The sequence below is a fragment of the Sphingomonas sp. M1A8_2b genome, assembly GCF_053345535.1.
The window spans coordinates 39,251-57,632 of sequence record NZ_JBKFAH010000005.1 but is presented as its reverse complement, the minus strand read 5'-3'; the positions used below and the strand labels follow the sequence as shown (position 1 = coordinate 57,632).

The 18,382-nt window shown below is 60.6% G+C and carries 19 protein-coding genes; 10 read left to right on the top strand and 9 right to left on the bottom strand.

Features of this window, described 5'->3' with window-relative positions:
* Positions 1–114: 114 nt before the first annotated feature.
* On the bottom strand, positions 115–1,920 hold the full coding sequence (locus tag ACLBWL_RS17370) for an ABC transporter ATP-binding protein (protein WP_447795159.1): 1,806 nt from the start codon (positions 1,918–1,920) through the stop codon (positions 115–117).
* A gap of 141 nt (positions 1,921–2,061) precedes the next feature.
* Here ACLBWL_RS17370 and ACLBWL_RS17365 point away from each other — a divergent pair, with 141 nt between their 5' ends.
* The 4 genes from ACLBWL_RS17365 to ACLBWL_RS17350 all read left to right on the top strand — a co-directional run bounded on the left by ACLBWL_RS17365 (position 2,062) and on the right by ACLBWL_RS17350 (position 5,169).
* On the top strand, positions 2,062–2,631 hold the full coding sequence (locus tag ACLBWL_RS17365; RefSeq protein WP_447795157.1) for a lasso peptide biosynthesis B2 protein: 570 nt from the start codon (positions 2,062–2,064) through the stop codon (positions 2,629–2,631).
* Positions 2,546–3,553: a hypothetical protein gene (locus ACLBWL_RS17360; RefSeq protein WP_447795155.1), complete on the top strand. Its 1,008-nt coding sequence runs from the start codon at positions 2,546–2,548 to the stop codon at positions 3,551–3,553. Before ACLBWL_RS17365 ends, ACLBWL_RS17360 begins: the two co-directional genes overlap by 86 nt.
* A complete protein-coding gene (locus tag ACLBWL_RS17355) occupies positions 3,526–4,410 on the top strand; it encodes a sulfotransferase domain-containing protein (protein ID WP_447795238.1) in 885 nt (294 codons plus the stop codon). The genes ACLBWL_RS17360 and ACLBWL_RS17355 overlap by 28 nt, the downstream gene beginning before the upstream one ends.
* Positions 4,411–4,572: 162 nt before the next feature.
* Complete coding sequence (locus ACLBWL_RS17350) at positions 4,573–5,169, top strand: phage tail protein (RefSeq protein WP_447795153.1); 597 nt, start codon at positions 4,573–4,575, stop codon at positions 5,167–5,169.
* 36 nt (positions 5,170–5,205) lie between these two features.
* Here the strand turns inward: ACLBWL_RS17350 and ACLBWL_RS17345 are convergent, their stop codons facing one another.
* Positions 5,206–5,520, bottom strand: a complete 315-nt coding sequence (locus ACLBWL_RS17345) for a DUF6916 family protein (RefSeq protein ID WP_447795151.1) — start codon at positions 5,518–5,520, stop codon at positions 5,206–5,208.
* 341 nt (positions 5,521–5,861) lie between these two features.
* Here ACLBWL_RS17345 and ACLBWL_RS17340 point away from each other — a divergent pair, with 341 nt between their 5' ends.
* A complete protein-coding gene (locus tag ACLBWL_RS17340) occupies positions 5,862–6,299 on the top strand; it encodes a GNAT family N-acetyltransferase (protein ID WP_447795149.1) in 438 nt (145 codons plus the stop codon).
* A 23-nt stretch (positions 6,300–6,322) separates the two neighbouring features.
* A complete protein-coding gene (locus tag ACLBWL_RS17335; RefSeq protein ID WP_447795147.1) occupies positions 6,323–8,086 on the top strand; it encodes an asparagine synthase-related protein in 1,764 nt (587 codons plus the stop codon).
* Positions 8,087–8,092: 6 nt separating this feature from the next.
* Here the strand turns inward: ACLBWL_RS17335 and ACLBWL_RS17330 are convergent, their stop codons facing one another.
* Genes ACLBWL_RS17330 through ACLBWL_RS17320 form a run of 3 tightly spaced genes read right to left on the bottom strand, consistent with a single transcriptional unit; the run spans position 8,093 to position 10,444 of the window.
* Complete coding sequence (locus ACLBWL_RS17330; RefSeq protein WP_447795145.1) at positions 8,093–8,362, bottom strand: PqqD family protein; 270 nt, start codon at positions 8,360–8,362, stop codon at positions 8,093–8,095.
* Between the two features lie 4 nt (positions 8,363–8,366).
* Positions 8,367–9,251: a hypothetical protein gene (locus ACLBWL_RS17325; RefSeq protein WP_447795143.1), complete on the bottom strand. Its 885-nt coding sequence runs from the start codon at positions 9,249–9,251 to the stop codon at positions 8,367–8,369.
* Positions 9,239–10,444 carry a putative 2OG-Fe(II) oxygenase gene (locus ACLBWL_RS17320; RefSeq protein ID WP_447795142.1) on the bottom strand — a complete coding sequence of 402 codons (1,206 nt, stop codon included), beginning with the start codon at positions 10,442–10,444 and terminating at the stop codon, positions 9,239–9,241. Before ACLBWL_RS17320 ends, ACLBWL_RS17325 begins: the two co-directional genes overlap by 13 nt.
* 133 nt (positions 10,445–10,577) lie before the next feature.
* Here ACLBWL_RS17320 and ACLBWL_RS17315 point away from each other — a divergent pair, with 133 nt between their 5' ends.
* A complete protein-coding gene (locus ACLBWL_RS17315; RefSeq protein ID WP_447795140.1) occupies positions 10,578–11,366 on the top strand; it encodes a class I SAM-dependent methyltransferase in 789 nt (262 codons plus the stop codon).
* 791 nt (positions 11,367–12,157) lie between these two features.
* On the opposite strand, the gene ACLBWL_RS17310 is transcribed toward ACLBWL_RS17315, so the two are convergent.
* Together ACLBWL_RS17310 and ACLBWL_RS17305 are read right to left on the bottom strand one after the other, a co-directional pair.
* Positions 12,158–12,988, bottom strand: a complete 831-nt coding sequence (locus ACLBWL_RS17310; protein WP_447795138.1) for a hypothetical protein — start codon at positions 12,986–12,988, stop codon at positions 12,158–12,160.
* A 298-nt stretch (positions 12,989–13,286) separates the two neighbouring features.
* A complete protein-coding gene (locus ACLBWL_RS17305; RefSeq protein WP_447795136.1) occupies positions 13,287–14,279 on the bottom strand; it encodes a site-specific integrase in 993 nt (330 codons plus the stop codon).
* 345 nt (positions 14,280–14,624) lie between these two features.
* Between ACLBWL_RS17305 and ACLBWL_RS17300 the strand changes: the two genes are divergently transcribed.
* Complete coding sequence (locus ACLBWL_RS17300) at positions 14,625–15,908, top strand: nucleotide sugar dehydrogenase (RefSeq protein ID WP_447795134.1); 1,284 nt, start codon at positions 14,625–14,627, stop codon at positions 15,906–15,908.
* A gap of 33 nt (positions 15,909–15,941) precedes the next feature.
* Positions 15,942–16,748 (top strand): metallophosphoesterase, encoded by an 807-nt coding sequence (locus tag ACLBWL_RS17295; protein WP_447795132.1) that lies wholly within the window; start codon positions 15,942–15,944, stop codon positions 16,746–16,748.
* A gap of 3 nt (positions 16,749–16,751) precedes the next feature.
* On the opposite strand, the gene ACLBWL_RS17290 is transcribed toward ACLBWL_RS17295, so the two are convergent.
* On the bottom strand, positions 16,752–17,123 hold the full coding sequence (locus ACLBWL_RS17290; protein ID WP_447795131.1) for a hypothetical protein: 372 nt from the start codon (positions 17,121–17,123) through the stop codon (positions 16,752–16,754).
* Between the two features lie 53 nt (positions 17,124–17,176).
* Positions 17,177–17,500: a hypothetical protein gene (locus ACLBWL_RS17285; RefSeq protein WP_447795129.1), complete on the bottom strand. Its 324-nt coding sequence runs from the start codon at positions 17,498–17,500 to the stop codon at positions 17,177–17,179.
* A gap of 170 nt (positions 17,501–17,670) precedes the next feature.
* Between ACLBWL_RS17285 and ACLBWL_RS17280 the strand changes: the two genes are divergently transcribed.
* Positions 17,671–18,369, top strand: a complete 699-nt coding sequence (locus ACLBWL_RS17280; protein ID WP_447795127.1) for a polysaccharide biosynthesis/export family protein — start codon at positions 17,671–17,673, stop codon at positions 18,367–18,369.
* The last annotated feature ends 13 nt before the right edge of the window (positions 18,370–18,382 follow it).

Sequence of the window (18,382 nt, the reverse complement as noted above, 5' to 3'; positions counted from 1 at the left end):
TTCGGCGTCCGCTGCCGAATGCAGCATAAACACACAAGCTGGAATTCGTCGCTGAGCGGAGCCAGGGTAAATAGGGTAACGGCGCTACTCACAGAAAAGCGTTGCTGACCCACGCTATTTTGCCGATTCGTCGTGAGAGACGCTGACATCGGACCTGTCCGTACACTCGTGTCGGTCGCAGACGGCGGCGTTTCGCAACGTAGTCGAATAAGGTAGGACCACCCGCAACCGACCTTCAGACACTTCGACCACCTGATCAGCATCTTCCTGCATCGACGTACGATGGCTGATAAGCAGCATCGTCGTCGTGCCGCGCAGTGCCGCCATCGTTCGGCGCACTGCTAGCTCGTTGTCGGGATCGAGCGCGCTCGTTGCCTCATCGAGGACGAGCAGCGCCGGTCGCCCTATAAGTGCCCGTGCAAGCGCGATGCGCTGACGCTCGCCGCCCGACAGGCGTACGCCACCGTCGCCGACAATGGTGTCGATCCCCTCTGGCAGGCGATACACAAAGCCGGCACCCGCGCGGGCGATCGCCTCGTCGATCTCACCCTCGCCGATGCCCTGCCGGTCGAGCAGCAAATTCGCTCGGATCGTCGTGTGGAATACGAAGGCGTCCTGCTGAACGTAGGCAATGGACCGCCGCCAATGCACCCGATCGTTGCCCGCAATTTCGCGATTGTCTACCATCAGCCTGCCCGCATCGCACGCGATCAATCCCATGACGATATCGGCTAGCGTGCTTTTGCCAGCGCCGGAGGGACCATAGAGCACCGTCGTCGTGTTGGCGGCCAGTGAAAGCGATACGGCATCAAGCGCCGGGACGCCGCGCTCCGCATAGGTCACTGTGACCTGGTCGAGGATTAGCGCTTCGCGCAATGCTAGCGGCACGTGTGCCGGATCAGCGGGAAGTTCCTGGAAAGCCGCGGTATCAGCGAGCAGCCTTTGCGTCTCGATTAGCGCAGGCCGAACATGGTTCCATGAACTCCAGTTCTGCTGGATGCTTCCAAGCAGCGGCAACAGCCGCGCAAACACGAACAACAGCGGTAACAGCAGCGATAGTGCGACATGAACGACGGCAACGCCAATATAAACAATCCCAGTCAAAACGATCAGCCCGCCCGCCTGCAAGGCGCCACGACCTAAGCTGGACATACGCTCCTGACGATCCATCTGACCCCGAATCGTCTCGGCGGCTCTGTCGAGGTCGGCGATCCGCGCGTCTTCGGTCCCGAACGCCTTGATAAGGCGCACCCCCGCGAGCCCCTGGTGGACAAAGCTGTGGAACGCAGCGCGCGTGCCACCGAGCGCCACGCCAAGGGCAAGGGCACGGCGTCGCTGGCCGGCGAACATGACGAGCACCGTGCCGCCGCTAATAAACGCGGCAAGCGCAAGTTTCCACGACAGGATCAACGATGCACAGAGATAGACAATGCCGCCTATCGCTGCCGACGCGAGCGCAAGGACAGACGTCAAGCCGAAACCGATATGGTTGACGTTGGTGAGGATGAGGTTGCCGACATCCGAAGCGCGCGATTGTGCTAGCCAGCGCCAATCGGCGCGGATTACCCCGGCGAAGGCGGCAACGCGTAGCCGGTCGACCAGTTCGTTCCGGGTCCGGGACATGGCCATCGTCTGAGCATGGACGAGGATGGTCCGCGCAATGGCCAATGCCAGCGTGACGGTGAGGAGCCCCCCAATCGTAGGCGTAATGCCACTCGCATCGACCAGCCGCCCAAGTATGCCCGGTAGATGCCGTACGCGATCGAAGCTGGCGAGGATAGGCGCCAGCGCCAGCACGCCGATCCCTTCGGTCAGCGACGTCGCGGTCATGAGCGCCGCCAAAACCGCAAGATCGCGCTGCCGTGTCAGCGCGAAGAGATCGCGAATCGAGCCCGCGTGTCCTTGTGTCCGGCCAAACATGCTTTAGCGGCCTCGCATGTTAGATACTGACGAAACGGCATTATCCTTCATCATCCGCAATGCCTTGGTCGGATCGTACAATCGAAGCCTTGTCATGGCGATTGCTTGCCGGTTAGGATAAATTTGTCAATCGGCGGTCGTATGACGTTGCGGACATTTAAACGGGAGCGCCTAATCCTCGAAATTGCAGCAAAACTTGGTGTGGTCCGAACGGTCGCGCGCAAATGGAGAACCGCGAAGACTCTGTCGTCTGCGGACCTATTGCTCGTCGTCACGTGCTGGTGGATGATCGGCGCGTCGTCTTTGATCATTGCGCTGCTTGCTTCGCGACATATCCTGCGTCGGCTGGGCGCGGACCGGGGCGCGATGATCGCGTCACCACCGAACACGGCGCGGCAGCTGGCGCGTGCGGCGCGCATCGGGCGGGCGATCGGCATCGCCGGGCGACATGCTCCCTTCCGCGCGGATTGCTATCCGCAGGCGCTGACGGCGGCGCTATTGTGCCGAGGGTTCAACGTGCCGTATGCGGTGCAGTTAGGTGCACGCTTTGCGGCCGCGAATAGCGCGCGTGCCGGGAAGCTGGAAGCCCATGCCTGGGTATCCAGCGGTACATTGACCGTGTGCGGTGGACAAGCAAGTCCGCAGCGCTTCGGGACTGTCGCCTGTTTCGTTCACCTGCCCCGATCGGATCGCCGTCGTGCTATCGATTGATGGGGCGATGCAGCCCGCGTTACCTCATCGGTATCGCGCCTATGGACTTGCCATCGGCAGCGCGTTGCCGCTTCCTGAACTGCTCGCCGAAGATGCAGCGGAAAACGACGCAGACATCGCGATAACTCTTGGTACCGTGCCTGAGGCGGGGCCGAATACCGCGCAGCGGATCGGGCCGTTCGTGTGGGCGACGCCAGAGCAATTCTGGCTGTGCATTCCCGGCATCGCGCGGTTTCGGATTGCAGCGGGACGAAAAATCGTAATCGATCGCGACCAAGCGGGCGATATGTATGGCATCCGCGCTTTCCTGCTCGGAACAGCCCTGGGCGTTCTGCTGGCACAACGCCGTCACCTGATGTTGCACGGCAACGCCATACGCGTCGGGGACGGCTGCGTGGTGTGCGTTGGCCCCGCGGGCATGGGCAAATCGACGCTTGCGGCAGGATTCCACCGGCGCGGTTTCCCGCTGTTGACCGACGACCTTGTGATGGTCGACGATCACCGCTGCGTCACCCCGGGACTTCCTCGGATTAAGCTGTGGGCAGATACCACGCAGGCGCTGGCGATCGACACCGCGCCGCTGCATAGGATCCGGCCCAAATTGGAGAAGTTCAGCTATCCGGTGTCGACGGGCTTCGCCGATGCCGTGGTGCCGGTTCACGCTGTCTACACGCTCGCAATTACCAACGGCGACATAGTCACGATCGAACCGCTGGCTGGGTTCGCCAAGTTCAACGAGGTGCGGTCCAACATTTACCGGCCGCAGTTCGTCGAAGCGATGGGGCAGCGTTCACTGTACCTCTCGCTGTGCGCGCGATTGGCGGCGGACGTCCGCGTCGCGCGGATCGCGCGACCAGCACGCGGCTTCACGGTTGATCGTGTAATCGATACCATATTGGACGATCTAGGGGCGGTCCGCTGACGGCAAGGCGTGGCATCTACTGGCTCGCATCCTACCCCAAGTCGGGCAACACGTGGTTTCGCGCTTGGCTGCGCAACCTGCTCAACGGTGGCGAAATGCCTGCGGACATCAATGCGCTAGATACGCCGATCGCGAGTTCGCGGAACTGGTTGGATACGGTCTTGGGGTTCGACACGGGAGATCTTGACTTTGACGAAGTCGACCAGCTGCGTCCGGCAGTCTACGGTTGGCGTCCGGGCGGCATTGGCGTGGATTATCACAAGGTCCACGATGCCTACGTCCAGCTGCGAAACGGTACGCCGATGTTCGGGGGCACTTCGACGCTTGGTGTTGTCTATGTTCTGCGCAACCCGCTGGATGTGGCGTTATCCTATGCAGCGCACAACGGGCGGACAATCGATCGCACTATCACCTATATGGGCGACCCGACACATGGCCATAATGGACATCGTGACCGGCTCGCGACGCAGGTACGCCAGATCTATCTCGACTGGTCTGGCCACGTCCGCAGCTGGGTCGATGCGGCTGACATAGCGGTTCACGTGATACGCTATGAGGACATGCACGCCAATCCGCAGGGCGTGTTGACCGATGCGGCGCATTTCCTGCAAGTCGTCGCCGATCCCGCGCGGATTGCCGAGGCGGTGCGGCACAGCAGCTTTGCCAACCTACGTGCACAGGAAGCAGAAAAGGGCTTTGCGGAGCGGCCACCCGCAATGATCCGCTTCTTTCGCGAAGGGGTTTCGGGCAATTGGCGCCAGTACCTGAATGACACGCAGGTCGCCCAGATTATTGCCGATCATGGCGAGGTCATGCGCCGGTTCGGCTATCTCGACGCTCGTGGTAATCCGATCTGAGGTCGACCAATAACACCTGATCAAATTGGATGTTATGGCAGTTGACCCGAACTAATGAAGGTGTAGCATTTAGCTGCTCAAGGGCCGGACCGTTAAAGGCTTCGTCGTTGCTCAGGTGTGTCGCGTAGCTGCCAATAATCGAAATGCAGAGGATATCGGACGATGGATCCCTTTCTTGGCCAGATCATGGCTGTCGGCTTCAACTTCGCGCCGCGAGGCTGGGCAACATGCAATGGCCAGTTGCTGCCTATCAGCCAAAATCAGGCGCTATTCTCGTTGTTGGGTATTACATTCGGCGGTGATGGCCGACAGACGTTCGGCCTTCCCAATCTCGGCGGCCGCACCGCGGTCGGAACGGGGCAGAGCAGCGGCACATCCAATTATACGCTTGGCCAGTCAGCGGGCACCGAAGCCGTAGCGCTGACGTCTGCGCAGCTGCCGACACACACACACGCTGCGGTTTTTTCGGGAATCGGCTCGACCTTGTCAGCGGCGAGCGCCGTACAAGGCAAGACCGTCGGGCCCGTTGCGAACGCTGCGTTGGGCCGAGCCACCGACATCGCACCCAATGGAGCGTCCAAACCAGCAATCTACACGCCGGCGGGATCGGCGACCGATACGCAGCTTGCTGGATTAAACGTAGCCGGCACCGTATCGGTGTCGCCGGCCGGCAATAGCCAGCCCGTATCCGTTCTCAGCCCCTATCAGGTACTGACGATGATCATCGCGGTTGAGGGCATATTTCCAAGCCGCCCTTGACTATCATGCGGGTCGGCAGCCGCTAGGTTGCCGACCCTAATTGAAGACAGCCTGATAATAATTGCCCCGAACGGCGTCGCATGGCGGTATCATCGGCTCGATATAGACGGTATCCGGCCCGAAATTTCTGGAACGCAAGCGATACATGCCCGTCACAAGCTGGATTTCCGATTCAGATCGAAAGACCAAGGTAAAAGAGATGCGCGCTGATATTTGTCGGTCGTGGGGGTGGACAGCTACTAGTACGAGTTCGGCTACGCACGGATCGCAGTCCGCGAGAAGTGTACGCCCTACCATCGGGATGAATTCGTCGATCGCGATAGCGCGCGTGTCCAAGTGTGCGGGTGTCATCGGACGATGCTAGACAACCTTTTTTACAGATGCAATCGAACGTATTGCAACCGCTGATGGGTAGTCTATGCGTTCCATTCGTCTAGCTTACGCGATTCGTAAATAGATGTTGTTGCCTGAGGATATCGATATGGAAAACTCCGACCAACCCGTGCTACTGAAGCCTTGGAACGATCCGCGGATCGAGGTGTTGGATGTCGCAGATAGCGAAATCTTCAACGGTCGCGGTCCCGATGGATCTACATTCCCAAACTCGACACGTTCATAGTCGGAGGACATTGCCCAGCATTCCGACTTCCGCAATAGCGATCAATACCGATGCTTGTCATCGGACGTGCAGATTGACGCTACGCGCAGAGGTGGCGGCCGATGCCATATTTCTCGATTTTCTTGCAGCGGTATGCTCGCCGCTTCAGGGACTGGCGTCGGACAATATCATTCACCAGCAATCTGTAATCCAGCGACTTGGCCATGCCGCTGCGTATCCGCACGCAACGCGTCGTATCCTACTATGCGGTGATCAGCCGATCGGACGGTTGATGATCGACTGCACTCTCGGGCACAGCCGATGCGTTGATGTTGCCATTCTACCCGTGACGCGGGGGCTCGGCTACGGGACTTGGCTGTTGACATCGTGGCTACAGGTTGCCGACCGACTGGATATGGCGACATCGCTGCGGGTACGGCGCGACAATCCTGCGATCGGATTGTACCAGCGCCTCGGCTTCGTCGCCGGATCTGATGACGGCAGTCCGATGGCAACGATGACGCGTACGTAATGGCGAGGATGAGGACTGCGCCGATGGAACTGAGCGGCATTTACGCGCGGTTCGACCTTGATGGCGCACCCGTCGATCAGCGCGATCTTGCATTGCTAGGTCTGGACGTACCGCTCGGGGTCAAGATAGCTGCAGCGGCGGTCGATGGCATCGCACCGGACGCGGTACATTGCCTCGCAGACGGCGAGCGCACAACCTTGTTCCTAGGGTATCTGGACGAGCCGGTAGAGATCGCCGACCGGCTTGGCCTGTTACCAACAACGCCCGTCATACGGCTCGTGCGCACCGCACTCGATCGATTCGGGGCGGCGTTGCCCGCCGAGATGCTGGGTGATTGGCTAATGTTCGATCACGACGCGCGGGGCACCGTGACAATGCTCGTCGGCATCGGCGGGCGCATGCCGTTGCTTTATGCACACGTTGGGACACGGCTCGCGATCGCGCCTTCGATACATGTGCTGAGCCGACTTGCCTGGGTCGGTCGCGACCTCGACGAAGATGCCTTCCTGCTGTCGCTAACGAACTGTACCCTCGATGACGAGCAGCGCATGCACGCCATAGTGCGTGGTGTACGAAGCGTGCCGCGCGGCGGCTGCGTGGCGCTTTCCAAAACCGGGAATGTGTCTACGCACGTCGTTGATCCTTTCATCAGCGTACCACGGTGGATGGGCAGCCGGGGCGAGGCAATGGAGGCCGCGGAAGGCTTGCTACGCGATATTGTCCGGGGGCAACTGGCACGATCGCCGCAATCGGGTATTTTACTCAGTGGTGGGCTCGACTCGTCGCTCGTCGCCTGGGCCCTGGCGACCGAGGGAGGCTCGTCGCTGCCAGCGCTGAGTTCGGCCGTCGCGCCAGGCCGGGGCGTCACCGACGAAACGGCGTTTGCCGCGATCGTTGCCGACACTTTGGGGATGCCACTGAATCGCGTCGTGCCCCCGTTGGACGTCAATATTTACCGCCCATCGGAAGGCACGTTGAGTGCGAGCAATTTTCCGCCGCTATCACCGCGAGACTATGTCTATGCAGCATTCGCCGAAACCGCCAAAGCGATAGGGATCGGCCAACTGTTCGACGGCGGCCATGGTGAACTGACCTTCACCGCGCCGACGCCGATAGTTTCCTGGCACGGGTGGCCGCGCCATCTCGCGCGTGAGATCCGCGACGCGGCACGCAACGTGGTCCGCCAACTGAGTTACGCGAGGAGCGCCACTCCCTTAGACGCTTTTCTCAACGTTGCATTAGCACGTGACCGCCGAATGACGCCAGGGCCGGCCGTGATGAACGCGGTCGCCGGCCAGCGGGATCCGCGCTGGTTCCGCTATGCCGGGGAGACATGGGACTATTCCGCGGGCGCTCGAGCGCCAATGCGCCGCGACGTGAGTGAGATGCGGGCAGGGCAATTACGTCTTGTGCGCCCATTCCATGATATCCGGCTGCTGCGGCTGTTCGCCGGCTTCCCCGCGAATTTCATGGTGGGGGAGGGAATGACACGCTGGCCGGCGCGTGCTGTCCTCACCGGTCGTCTACCAGAAACGATTACCCGGCGGAGAGCGGGAATGCCGTTCTCACCCGACTATGAACTCCGGCTGGTCGAGCAGGTACCAGCGGCACTGGCCCGCATCGCCGCATTCCGTCGCAGCAAGTGCGACGAATGGTTCGACCTGGAATGGCTGGGCGATGGGCTGGAACGCATCGCATCGGGCCAGTCTCCTGAACTAGACGATACGTTTCGAGTCCAGCTGACGGCCCATGCCTGCGAATTCCTAACGCGGTGGCGTGAAGGCTGACCTCAATCAAGTGATAACGGCGAGTTTGGCATCGCAGAACCGCACTAGCGCGGCATCGACTGCTGCCGCACACACGTCGGCCGGCACGTCGAATCGAGCGCGCAGATAGCGTACGATGTCGTCGCTGGTGGCGGGGTGCTCGATTACTTCCCACACTGCCGCAGCCGTGTCGTTAAGGCCGACGTACGTGCCGAGTTCGACATCGACCATGACCAGACTGTCCTCAAACTCAGCGCCGTACCAGTTTGGGGCGCGTTGCCAGCGTCGCTCAGTCATTGTCCTATCCTCCACTTAATCGGTCAATCGTGGCCCATTCATAGGGCGTCAAGGGGATTGATCCAGTACGGCGGCGCCACGCATACGCAGGTAGCCGTGCAATCCGCGTCGCATCCGCCAAGCACCGACCCGTGTTGCCGAACAGGGCCGGAATCGCCGCGCGATGTCGATGCGACAGGAGCGCCGCCAGCCCCTCAAGCGCGGTCAGACGAACGAAGCTCGCCGATGTTTCCGCCGGATGGCGTGTAAGGAATAGGATCGCGCGCAGCTTGGCTTGCGCCAAGGCGCGGGTCGGATCGATCGTCACGAAGCGCCGATCGAGATCATCATCATCCGCCTCACGGGCAAAATAGCCGCCCGGCAGTCCGCTAGCTTCGATCGATCCGCTGTCGCCGATATGCAAGCACACGGTATCGTCTGCAAGAACGCGAGCGCCGTGCGCGGCGAGTGCGGCAAGCATGGTCGATTTGCCGGTCCCCGATGGGGCGGCGATGGCGATCGCCTGGTCGCGCCCCGGCATCTGCACGGCAGTGGCGTGAAGCATGAAGGCGCCCTGCAGCCACAACAGCCCAGGAAGCGCGGTTGCGATCAGCAGCGCTGCGAGTTCGTCCTCGGCTACATGGGGGCGCGGGATCACATCGATCGTGGCGGGATCAGTCGCGGCACAGCGATATTCTGCCACGCCGTGCGGGGTGAAGCACAAGGTGGCGCCGTCTCGCAGCAGTGTCGGCTCTGTTTGACAGTTCGCGATCGGGAGCGCGATGCGGCGGATCACGATCTGTGCCGCGCGGGGATCTTTGTCGACGAGCGCCCCGGGTAGCGCGATTTCGGTCGAAATCCGACGGCCAAAGCCGATGCACCGCACCGCCATCGAGGTCAGCGCGGCCACACGTCGAACGCCATGCAGATCCTGCGGTCGTCCCCGCGGTGAGGAAAGGTACGATGATAGCAGTGCGACGGGAATAGCATTAGCATACCGGTACTTGGCCGGATCACTGTCTGCCCATAGGCGTCCGAAGCCTCGGCGCCGGCGAAAGCATCATCTAGGCCGAACGCAATGCAACCGTCGGGCCCGGTGCCGTGGACCACGCCATCGGGTACTGCTACATAATAGACCCCGCTAAGCCAGCCCTGTTGGTGGATATGCCATGTCTCGAATCCGTCGGGCCCAGTGATCGCGCAAGTGCCATGTACGATACCGCGAGACGGACGCGCCTGTTGCCACGGATGTGTGTCCGGGGGCAGTGCGTCGACATAGTCTGACACGGCGCGGGTGATCTGTTCCATCAGCACCGTCGCGAGCGGTGCATTGCCGCTGGTTGGTGCGTCCACACGGATCGTCTCACGCGACGCCGACCCGAACGGGTCGCGACGTCGCGTAGGGTGCGCGACCAGTTCTTCTGCGACTGCAGCATTGAACGCTTCGATATCGGCATAGCTTTCGGGCGGCCCCAGCGTGGCGCGGTGCAGGAAGCGGTCGAACCCCACCGTTTCGCGTGCAAAATCGATCCGTCCAAGCCGCGCCTGCGCCACGGCTCGGGCGTTCAGGACCTGCGGATGGGCGATGCCGCGGGCCAACAACGTGTCCGTCAGCGCCAACGCCGCAGCAGAATCGCCCGCCGCAATCAGCAGCGCTGTAAGCCGCTTGCAGGCATCGATATTGGCGGGGTCTAGGTCCAGCGCGGCGATCAGTGTCGCCTGCGCGGTCGTGGCATAGCCCAGCCGGCGTTCTGCTTTGGCTCTAAGGGCCAGCGCTGCCGAAAGACTGCGCGGCGTGGGAGCGACGTTGGCGGCACAATCGGCAGCGACATATGCAGCGTCGTCGCCGCTTCGCGTTTTCCCTACGAGGCGGCAAGTCGCCAGAGCCATCTGCGCGCCGTAGTTGCGCCCGCCGTCGGGGCATTTTGAGATGAGCGTCAGTGCGTCGTCAAATTGCTCCAACGTGATGAGATGATCAACTAGTTCGGCGCGCAAGGCGGTTTTTTGCGGTGCAGCCATGACCGCCACACGCAGGGCGGTAACGCGTTGCGCGATTGTGAGCATCCGGCGCGGCTCAAGAACGATTGAACAGGGATCACGCATGGCTGCGTCCGCCGTCCTGCCCGCCACAGGAGCGATATGGGCCAGCCATATGGCCCCGTCGTCATCGGTATGCGCTTGATCGATTTCGGCACGCTGGCATGGTTGTGATGGAACCCAAAGGTAGCAGCTGGCGATGAGCAGGCAAGTCCCGACATTAACCTATCGCGGCCGCAGGACGTGGGGTGCCACCGTACGGCGCTGGCCGGGTGGTAAATGGCTGACGCGCATCGTCGTTACGACGCAATCGCTGGTGTCGCCGGTCAAGGCAGCGACCCTGCGGCTGGAACGATCGGCGCGGGCGGAACTTCTGCAGCCGGCGACCAACACCTGGACGAATCGCCATCCGCTACTGTTCGCCGCCACGGCGTCACATCTGGACGACCTCGCCCGCCCCCGTCTGCTGTCGTTCGGCTGTTCGACGGGGCAGGAAGTATTTACGCTCGCGCGCCACCTACCGGGCGCGCAGATCGATGCGGTGGATATCAACCCGGCATGCATCGCGCGGGCGCGCCGCGACGCCCGACGCCGTTCGGATTGGGCAGCGATAAATTTTGTCTGCGCCAGTCGCCCCGATCCCACCAGAAAAGCCTATTACGATGCCGTTCTGTGCCTTTCCGTTCTCCGCCACGGGCGGCTTGAGGCGGAGTTGCCGGAGTCATGCGACGACATCATGCCGTTCGAGCGTTTCGCTGCTACAATTAACCAACTCGACCGCGCACTACGCCCCGGCGGACTGCTCGTCCTGTGGGGGTGCCATTTCCGGTTCGCAGATACGTCGGTAGCACGCCGCTACCGAGTGCTGAGCGTATCAGGCGCCCCACCCCAAGCGGCGCCATTTTACGGGCCAGACGACAGCCGCCTGATCGTCCGATCCTACGCGGATTTTTTGTTCCAGAAGATAAGCGAAGCTTCAGACACATAAACCAGCCCGACAGGTCGACAGGTCGACAGGTCGACAGGTCGATGTTTAGTATCAGGTACTGCCGCTGGTCGTCGACATGCTAAAACGACGCGTCATGCCGATCCCGGCACTGCTTGCCGCTGGCCACGATCCGATCGTTTTATCAAGGATAGCCACCTCGGCTCTGATACATTTTACGAAACAATATATTAGGGGTCTTTATTTTGGGCGATCTGTTATATATTTGCAGTTATTACCTATTTTATTTATCTACAATCTCCATATAAATGAATAAATTTATCTATAAAAAGCAATAGTCTGGATTTATAAGTATAATAACTCAGGTTCCTCGAGTTTTTTTTAATTGAGTATTTATTTTATAAACAGAGGATGATCCTGTGATATATATCGTTACTTGCACTCTTCTAATCGTTGTGATCGCGATGGGATGGTGTATTTATATGAAGATGCTGGAAAATAAGAGAAAGCACAGGTTTGCCTGCAAACGCGCGCGAGATGCAATTGCCTGGCAGAAGGTATTGGATCAAAATGCAACGGATCGCGCAAATGCCGCTACCAAACTAGGTTAATCCCGAGAGACTATCGCCGCGTCGAACACCGAATACGCAATTTTAGAGGGCTGGGGTGACCGACGAAGAGTGACTTCGACTATTTATTTGATCTGCGTTTTGACGAGTGGCAAGACATAACCGCCGTTTCCTACTTTGCTTCAGCAATTTTCGCACCCATCGCGCCTTCGACACCCTGCGCGCTGGTCCCCAAAGCGGGTTGCGCTCGGCACCATAGATAGGTCAATGTCTTGGCGTAGAACGCCGAAGATGTTTTCGCTGCATAACGAAGAGTATAAGCGCCAGGGCAGCCAGAAGAAACGGCATGACCTTGCTTATGGCATAGGTGAAGTCCTGCAGAAGTTTACCCCGCGGTGCGGCATAAGTATTGACATGCGCAAGGGCGATGCCGCCATGCGCGGCTGCATATGTCATTCGCTCGATAAGCCGGGGATTGTTCGGGTAGGTTTCCGCGATCGCGCTCCCATCGATAACGGATTGCACCAACGGGGAACCAGTCGCTTCAAGGTCGGAATCGTAATATCGCCAATGGCCGTCAACGCGCGCCGCTACTGCGAAGTGGCCATGATACGTTGGATCCGGGTCGGGCCATGCAAACAGAACTGCGCCATAGGACAGGCCATAACGGCGCAGCAGTTCCATGAAAATGATACTCTGCTGACTGCATATCGCACGGCGGTGGCGAAGAATATCATCGACATCGACCGGCGATCTATACGTGTCGGATATCATCCCGAACGTTGACTTGAGGAGCCAGTTGTCGCGAGCCGCGATATACGAAAATCCGTGGACGAACCGGTCGCGTACAAAGGCGTCTATGCCGCGAACGACCCGCTCGTCATGTGTCCCAACCTGTTGGGAAATGTAGACGGCGACAATGGGTAGAGCCTCGGATATTGATTGAACTGTCGATAGTTCCGGCCGCCATTGCTCGCTGATTTCCGCCAGGGCCGGCTTGACGGGGGCTGGCCAATTTTGCCAGATCACCATCGCTATCGATAGCAGCAAAAGAAGGGCCGGGATGGCTCTGTTTTTTATTACTTTATCAAACATTTTTCACCTGCCGGGCGTAGCATGCATAAATATTTGATTTAAATCAAATCAATTGATAAATAATATGTTGTAGGCTCGGAATGAAAGAATATAAAAGCTCATTATACAAGCTATTACGGATCGGTTTTTGGTTATTTTCGGAATCGATGGAGGTCACTGCTGCAATGATGCAGTGCTTTGGTTCGGTTCGATCGTCGACAGAATCTAACATCGCTTATCTGATCCGCTGATCGGTGATCGGTGATCGTTGCGTATAACAACGCTCCTTTTCGGTGCGATATGGCATGCGAGGTCCGCTCTAGAGAAAGCGCTCCCCGGCATGGTCGCGGAACAGTTCGTGGTTGCGGACATAGTCGGACAGGATCTCGAGCGACTTGTGCCGGCTAACCTCCTTCATCTTGAACACCGTCGCGCCTTGCCGTGCCGCCTCGGTCAGGAAGCCGGCGCGCAGCGAGTGCCCTGAGACCTGCGCCGGATCGTAACCCGCGCCCGCAGCGCGCGCCTTGACCACCAGCGCTACCCCGCGATCGCTCATCGGCCTGGCTGTGATCCGCCCCTGCGGGGTCAGTTTGCGAAACACCGGCCCCGTGTCGAACCCGGCACAGGCGATCCACGCCAGCAACAACGCCTTGGGCCGGATCCGCCGACCCTCGGGGATCGCAATAATTGCGCCTTCGCCCTCCTGATCGGTCTTCGACTTGCGGATCGTGATCAACAGCCCCTCAGGCGTGATCGCGACGTCATCGATCTCCAGCACGACCAGTTCGGAGCGCCGCAACGCCGCCGCCATGCCGATCGCCAGCAAGGCCCGATCGCGCACGGCGCGCACGCTCTCGCCGTCACAGGCGCGCAACATGTCGCGCAACATGTCGCCGTCAGCGGCGCGTTTCTGGACCTTCTTGATACCGTGGGTGCGCCGGATCCCCGCCACCGCATTGCGGATCGCGACCGCACCCGGCCGTTGCTGCGGCGGGTCGAAGCCGGCCTGCGCATGCATATAGCCGATTGCCGCCAGCCGGCGCCCGATCGTCGAGGGCCGAACGCCGGCCTGTGCTTCGGCCGACAGGAATAGTGCGACAGCCTCGGGTGCGACCGGCATCGGCTCGATCGCACGGGGCGCACACCAAGCGAGGAATATCCGCCAATCGGATTCATACGCCCGCCGCGTCGACGGCGCACGCGCTGCAGCGACATAGGCCCGCGCCGCCTCGATCTCGTCGTCGAGCAACAACGGGATCAACGGTGCCGACGAAAGCCGCGTGAGCGTAGTGTCGGCGAGGTCGTCGTTCATGTGGCAGTGCTCCAGGCGTCGGTCGGACGACACGTGCGATCCCCGAAGGACGATTCCACCGTTTCGGACAACCGCCTTCTTTATTCCGAGAATACCATTTATCGGAATAAACGGCCGTGTAAACGGCCCTGTGAACGGTCGCCGCATGGCTCGCTCCGCACTATCGCGCGATGCACCGGAATCTCGCGTGCCGAAGCGCGGTCGACGCGAAACGGCGCTGCCCCAAGCTTGCAAGATATTCGCGCAGTACGTCGGCTCGCTACGCTGTAATGATCGCGACTTGTCGTTACGACCGTTGACGGTAAGGAAAACGACGTCTCGCAGAACATGTATAAGGTGTCGAACATGGCCGGTACTACGCGCGTAATAGTGGTCGGACTCGGCTATGTCGGGTTGCCGCTCGCTGTTGCGCTGGCCAAGTCGTTCGAAACCTGGGGCCTCGATGTCGACACCGGCCGGATCGCCGAACTCGAACGCAAACATGACCGCACCGGCGAAATCGACGCCGATCGCCTCGTGGCATCGAGCCTGCGCCTGACGACCGATCCCGCGGCGTGTCCGGATGCCGATTTCTACATCGTCACCGTGCCGACCCCGGTCGATGCCGACAACCAGCCCGATCTCGGCATCGTGATGGCCGCGACGCGCACCGTCGGCAGCATGCTGAAGCCGGGGCGGCGCTCGATCGTCGTTTATGAAAGCACCGTCTATCCCGGCGTCACCGAGGATCTCTGCGGCCCCGAGCTCGAACGCGTCAGCGGCCTCACATGCGGCGAGGACTTCTTTCTCGGCTATTCGCCCGAGCGGATCAATCCGGGCGACCGCGAGCACACCGTCGACCGGATCACCAAGGTGATCTCCGGCCAGACTCCCGAGGTGTTGGAGGCGATCGCCGACCTGTATAACAAGGTGACGACGGGCGGCGTGTTCCGCGCCGCCTCGATCAAGGCGGCCGAGGCGGCCAAGGTGATCGAAAACGCGCAGCGCGACATCAACATCGCCTTCGTCAACGAGATCACGCAGATCTTCGCGAAGATGGACCTATCGGTGTGGGACGTGCTCGCCGCGGCAGGGACCAAGTGGAACTTCCTGAAGTTCGAGCCCGGCCTCGTCGGCGGGCACTGCATCGGCGTCGACCCCTATTACCTCGCGCACCGCGCGACCGAACTCGGCTGCGATCCGCGCATCATCCTGGCGGGCCGCGACATGAACGACGGTATGGCGGCGTGGGTGGCAAAAGACGTGCATGACTGGCTTGCGGGGTCGGGCACCGCGCGCGCCGTCAAGGTGTTGATGCTCGGCTTGGCGTTCAAGCAGAACGTCCCCGACCTGCGCAACTCGAAGGTGGCCGATCTGGTCGCCGCGTTCCAGCGTCTTGGCCACCAGGTCGACGTCCATGATCCGCTCGTCTCGGCGTCCGAAGCGCTGCACGAATATGGCCTGACGCTCGTCGCCGCGCCCGTCGAGGCCTATGATCTGATCGTCCTGGCCGTGCCCCACCGCGAGCTGGTCGAGAATTTTGCCGGTTTTACAAAGCATTTGGCGCCAGGTGGCGGGATCGTCGATCTGAAGAACGCGCTTGCGGGGTCGGGACAGGTGCCCGACGGAATGAAGCTATGGACGATGTAACAATCGCGCCTACATGCAGTCGGAGCGGTCACCATGCGGCCGCGCGTGTTCGCGTTCGAGGTCTGCGTGTTTTCTAAGTTGTTCCGCCGCATGTCGGCCACTGTATCGTCGAAACCCGTGTTTTCGGGCCCGGCCGGCACGCGCCTCTATGCGATCGGCGACGTCCATGGCCGCCTCGATCTCGTCGACGATCTGCTAGGCCAGATCGAAGACGACATCGCCGATCGACCGGTGAAGACCGCCGCGGTCGTTTTCCTCGGTGACCTGATCGATCGTGGCCCGGCATCCGCAGGCGTCGTCGATCGGCTGCAAAGCCTTCGGCATTTTCCTGCCAAAATGTTGTTTATCATGGGCAATCATGAAGAGTTCCTGCTGCGCACCTTGGCCGGCGAACCGGGCGTCGCGCATGACTGGCTCGGCTTTGGCGGCGATGCCTGCGTGGAAAGCTACGGCGTCGCGACTGCCGCCTTGCAGGCGATGGACGAGCAACGGATTGCCGAGGTGCTCCGCGACGCGATCCCGGCCGCGCATGTCGCTTTTCTCAAGACCTTCGGCGACACTTTCCGGTTCGGCGACTATCTCCTGGTGCATGCCGGCATCCGGCCGGGCATACCGATCGACGAACAGCAGCCACGTGACCTACGCTGGATTCGCCAGCCCTTTCTGTCCGATGCGCATGATCATGGCTGCATGGTGATCCATGGCCATACGATCAGCGACGGCATCGACCGGCGCGCCAACCGGATCGGGATCGATACTGGTGCCTATCGGACCGGCATTCTGACCGCCGCAGTGATCGAAGAGAACGATCTCCGCTTTCTGGCGACCGGTCCGCAATAGACGTTAGCGCAGCGAAACCGCGATCGTATCCCTTGGACGCCGCCTGAACCGGTAGAAGTCGAGCGAATCCCACCGCGCCGCCAGCACGATCGCGAGCGGAGGTACCATGGTCAGCGCGATATCGACGCATGTCGGTCCCGGCCCCCAGGAATAGCTGTCGACATAATAGCGAATGAAGTCGAACGTCTCGTTAACCAGTTCGAGACCAAGGACGAGCATCAGCGGCATCCAAGAGCCGAGTGGCCGACGCAGCAGCCAGCCGAACCCAAGGGTCAGCAGCACGCCGAGCAGCAGATGAAAATCGTGATGCGTCAGGCCGGACGTCGCACTCAACCAGACCTTGAACATTTCCCAGTCGAGGACGAGCGCGAACATCACATCGCTATGCGATGCGCCGTCCCGTCAGTCCACTACCTTCGCCCGGAGCGTCATCGGGACCTCGACGGGGCGGCCTCGATCACCGAAGTATCAGGCATGTCGACGAATTCGGCTTGCGTCACGCCGTGATCGTGAAGCTTGAACATGATCTTGGCGAGACACTTCGTCCGCGCCGCCCGCGGAACGATAATCCTGACCGGTCGCCCCGCCGCCCATTCGACGGCGTATGTCTTGAAATCGACAATGCGCAGCGTCCGCCCGGCGCTCGAAAGATCGCATTTACGCGATTTCGCCACGACGATGATCTCACTCGGGACCCGACCGGACGCGTCGCTATTCGACAGCAGCAGTGCAAGACCGGATATCAGGAGCATGCAACTGCATTCGCTCCCCTGCTTCCGGTGTCAACACGGTCTGGTCTGCTATTATAACAGCGGCCCGCCTCATTGGACCGTATCAGTGCTCGACTTGCGGCAAACCGGGGTTAATTGTAGATGTGTAAACACGCATCACGGGGATGCAGGGGCGGTTGCAGGGCAGTGACATGATAAAAATCGGATTGATGAGCCGGATGGCTGTCATCGGTCTCGCCTTGCTGCTGGCGGCGTGCGCATCGACGCGTGGTGGAACCATATCTTATGATTCCACCAACTTCGGCGCACCCGACGCGCCAAAGATCGTTGCGGTCGACGATACCTACAAGCTTGCGCCGCTAGACACGGTGAGTGTGATGGTGTTCCAGGTCGCCGATCTCAGCCGCGACTACGATGTTGATCAGAGCGGCCGGATTACCATGCCACTGCTCGGTCGCGTCGATGCGGTAGGGCTCAGCACGACCGAGCTCGCCACCGTGATCGGACACCGGCTTGACGAGAAATATCTGCGGAATCCGAGCGTTACGGTGTCGTTAAAGTCGTCGGCAAGCCGCGTCGTGACCGTCGATGGATCGGTCCGCCAACCCGGCATCTATCCAGCAACCGGGGCACTCACGCTCATTCAAGCGATTGCACTTGCGCGTGGGACCGACGATTTGGCCAACCCCCGCCGTGTCGCCATTTTTCGGACCATCGGTGGCAAGCGTATGGCAGCGGCATTTGACCTGACGAGCATTCGTCGTGGCGAGATGAAGGATCCCGAAGTCTATCCCGGCGACACGGTCGTGGTCGACGGATCGGGCGTGAAGAAAACCCAGCGCGACCTGATGCAGAGCCTGCCGCTCGCTTCCATCTTCCTGGCGCTCTGACGCCTCGCCTTTA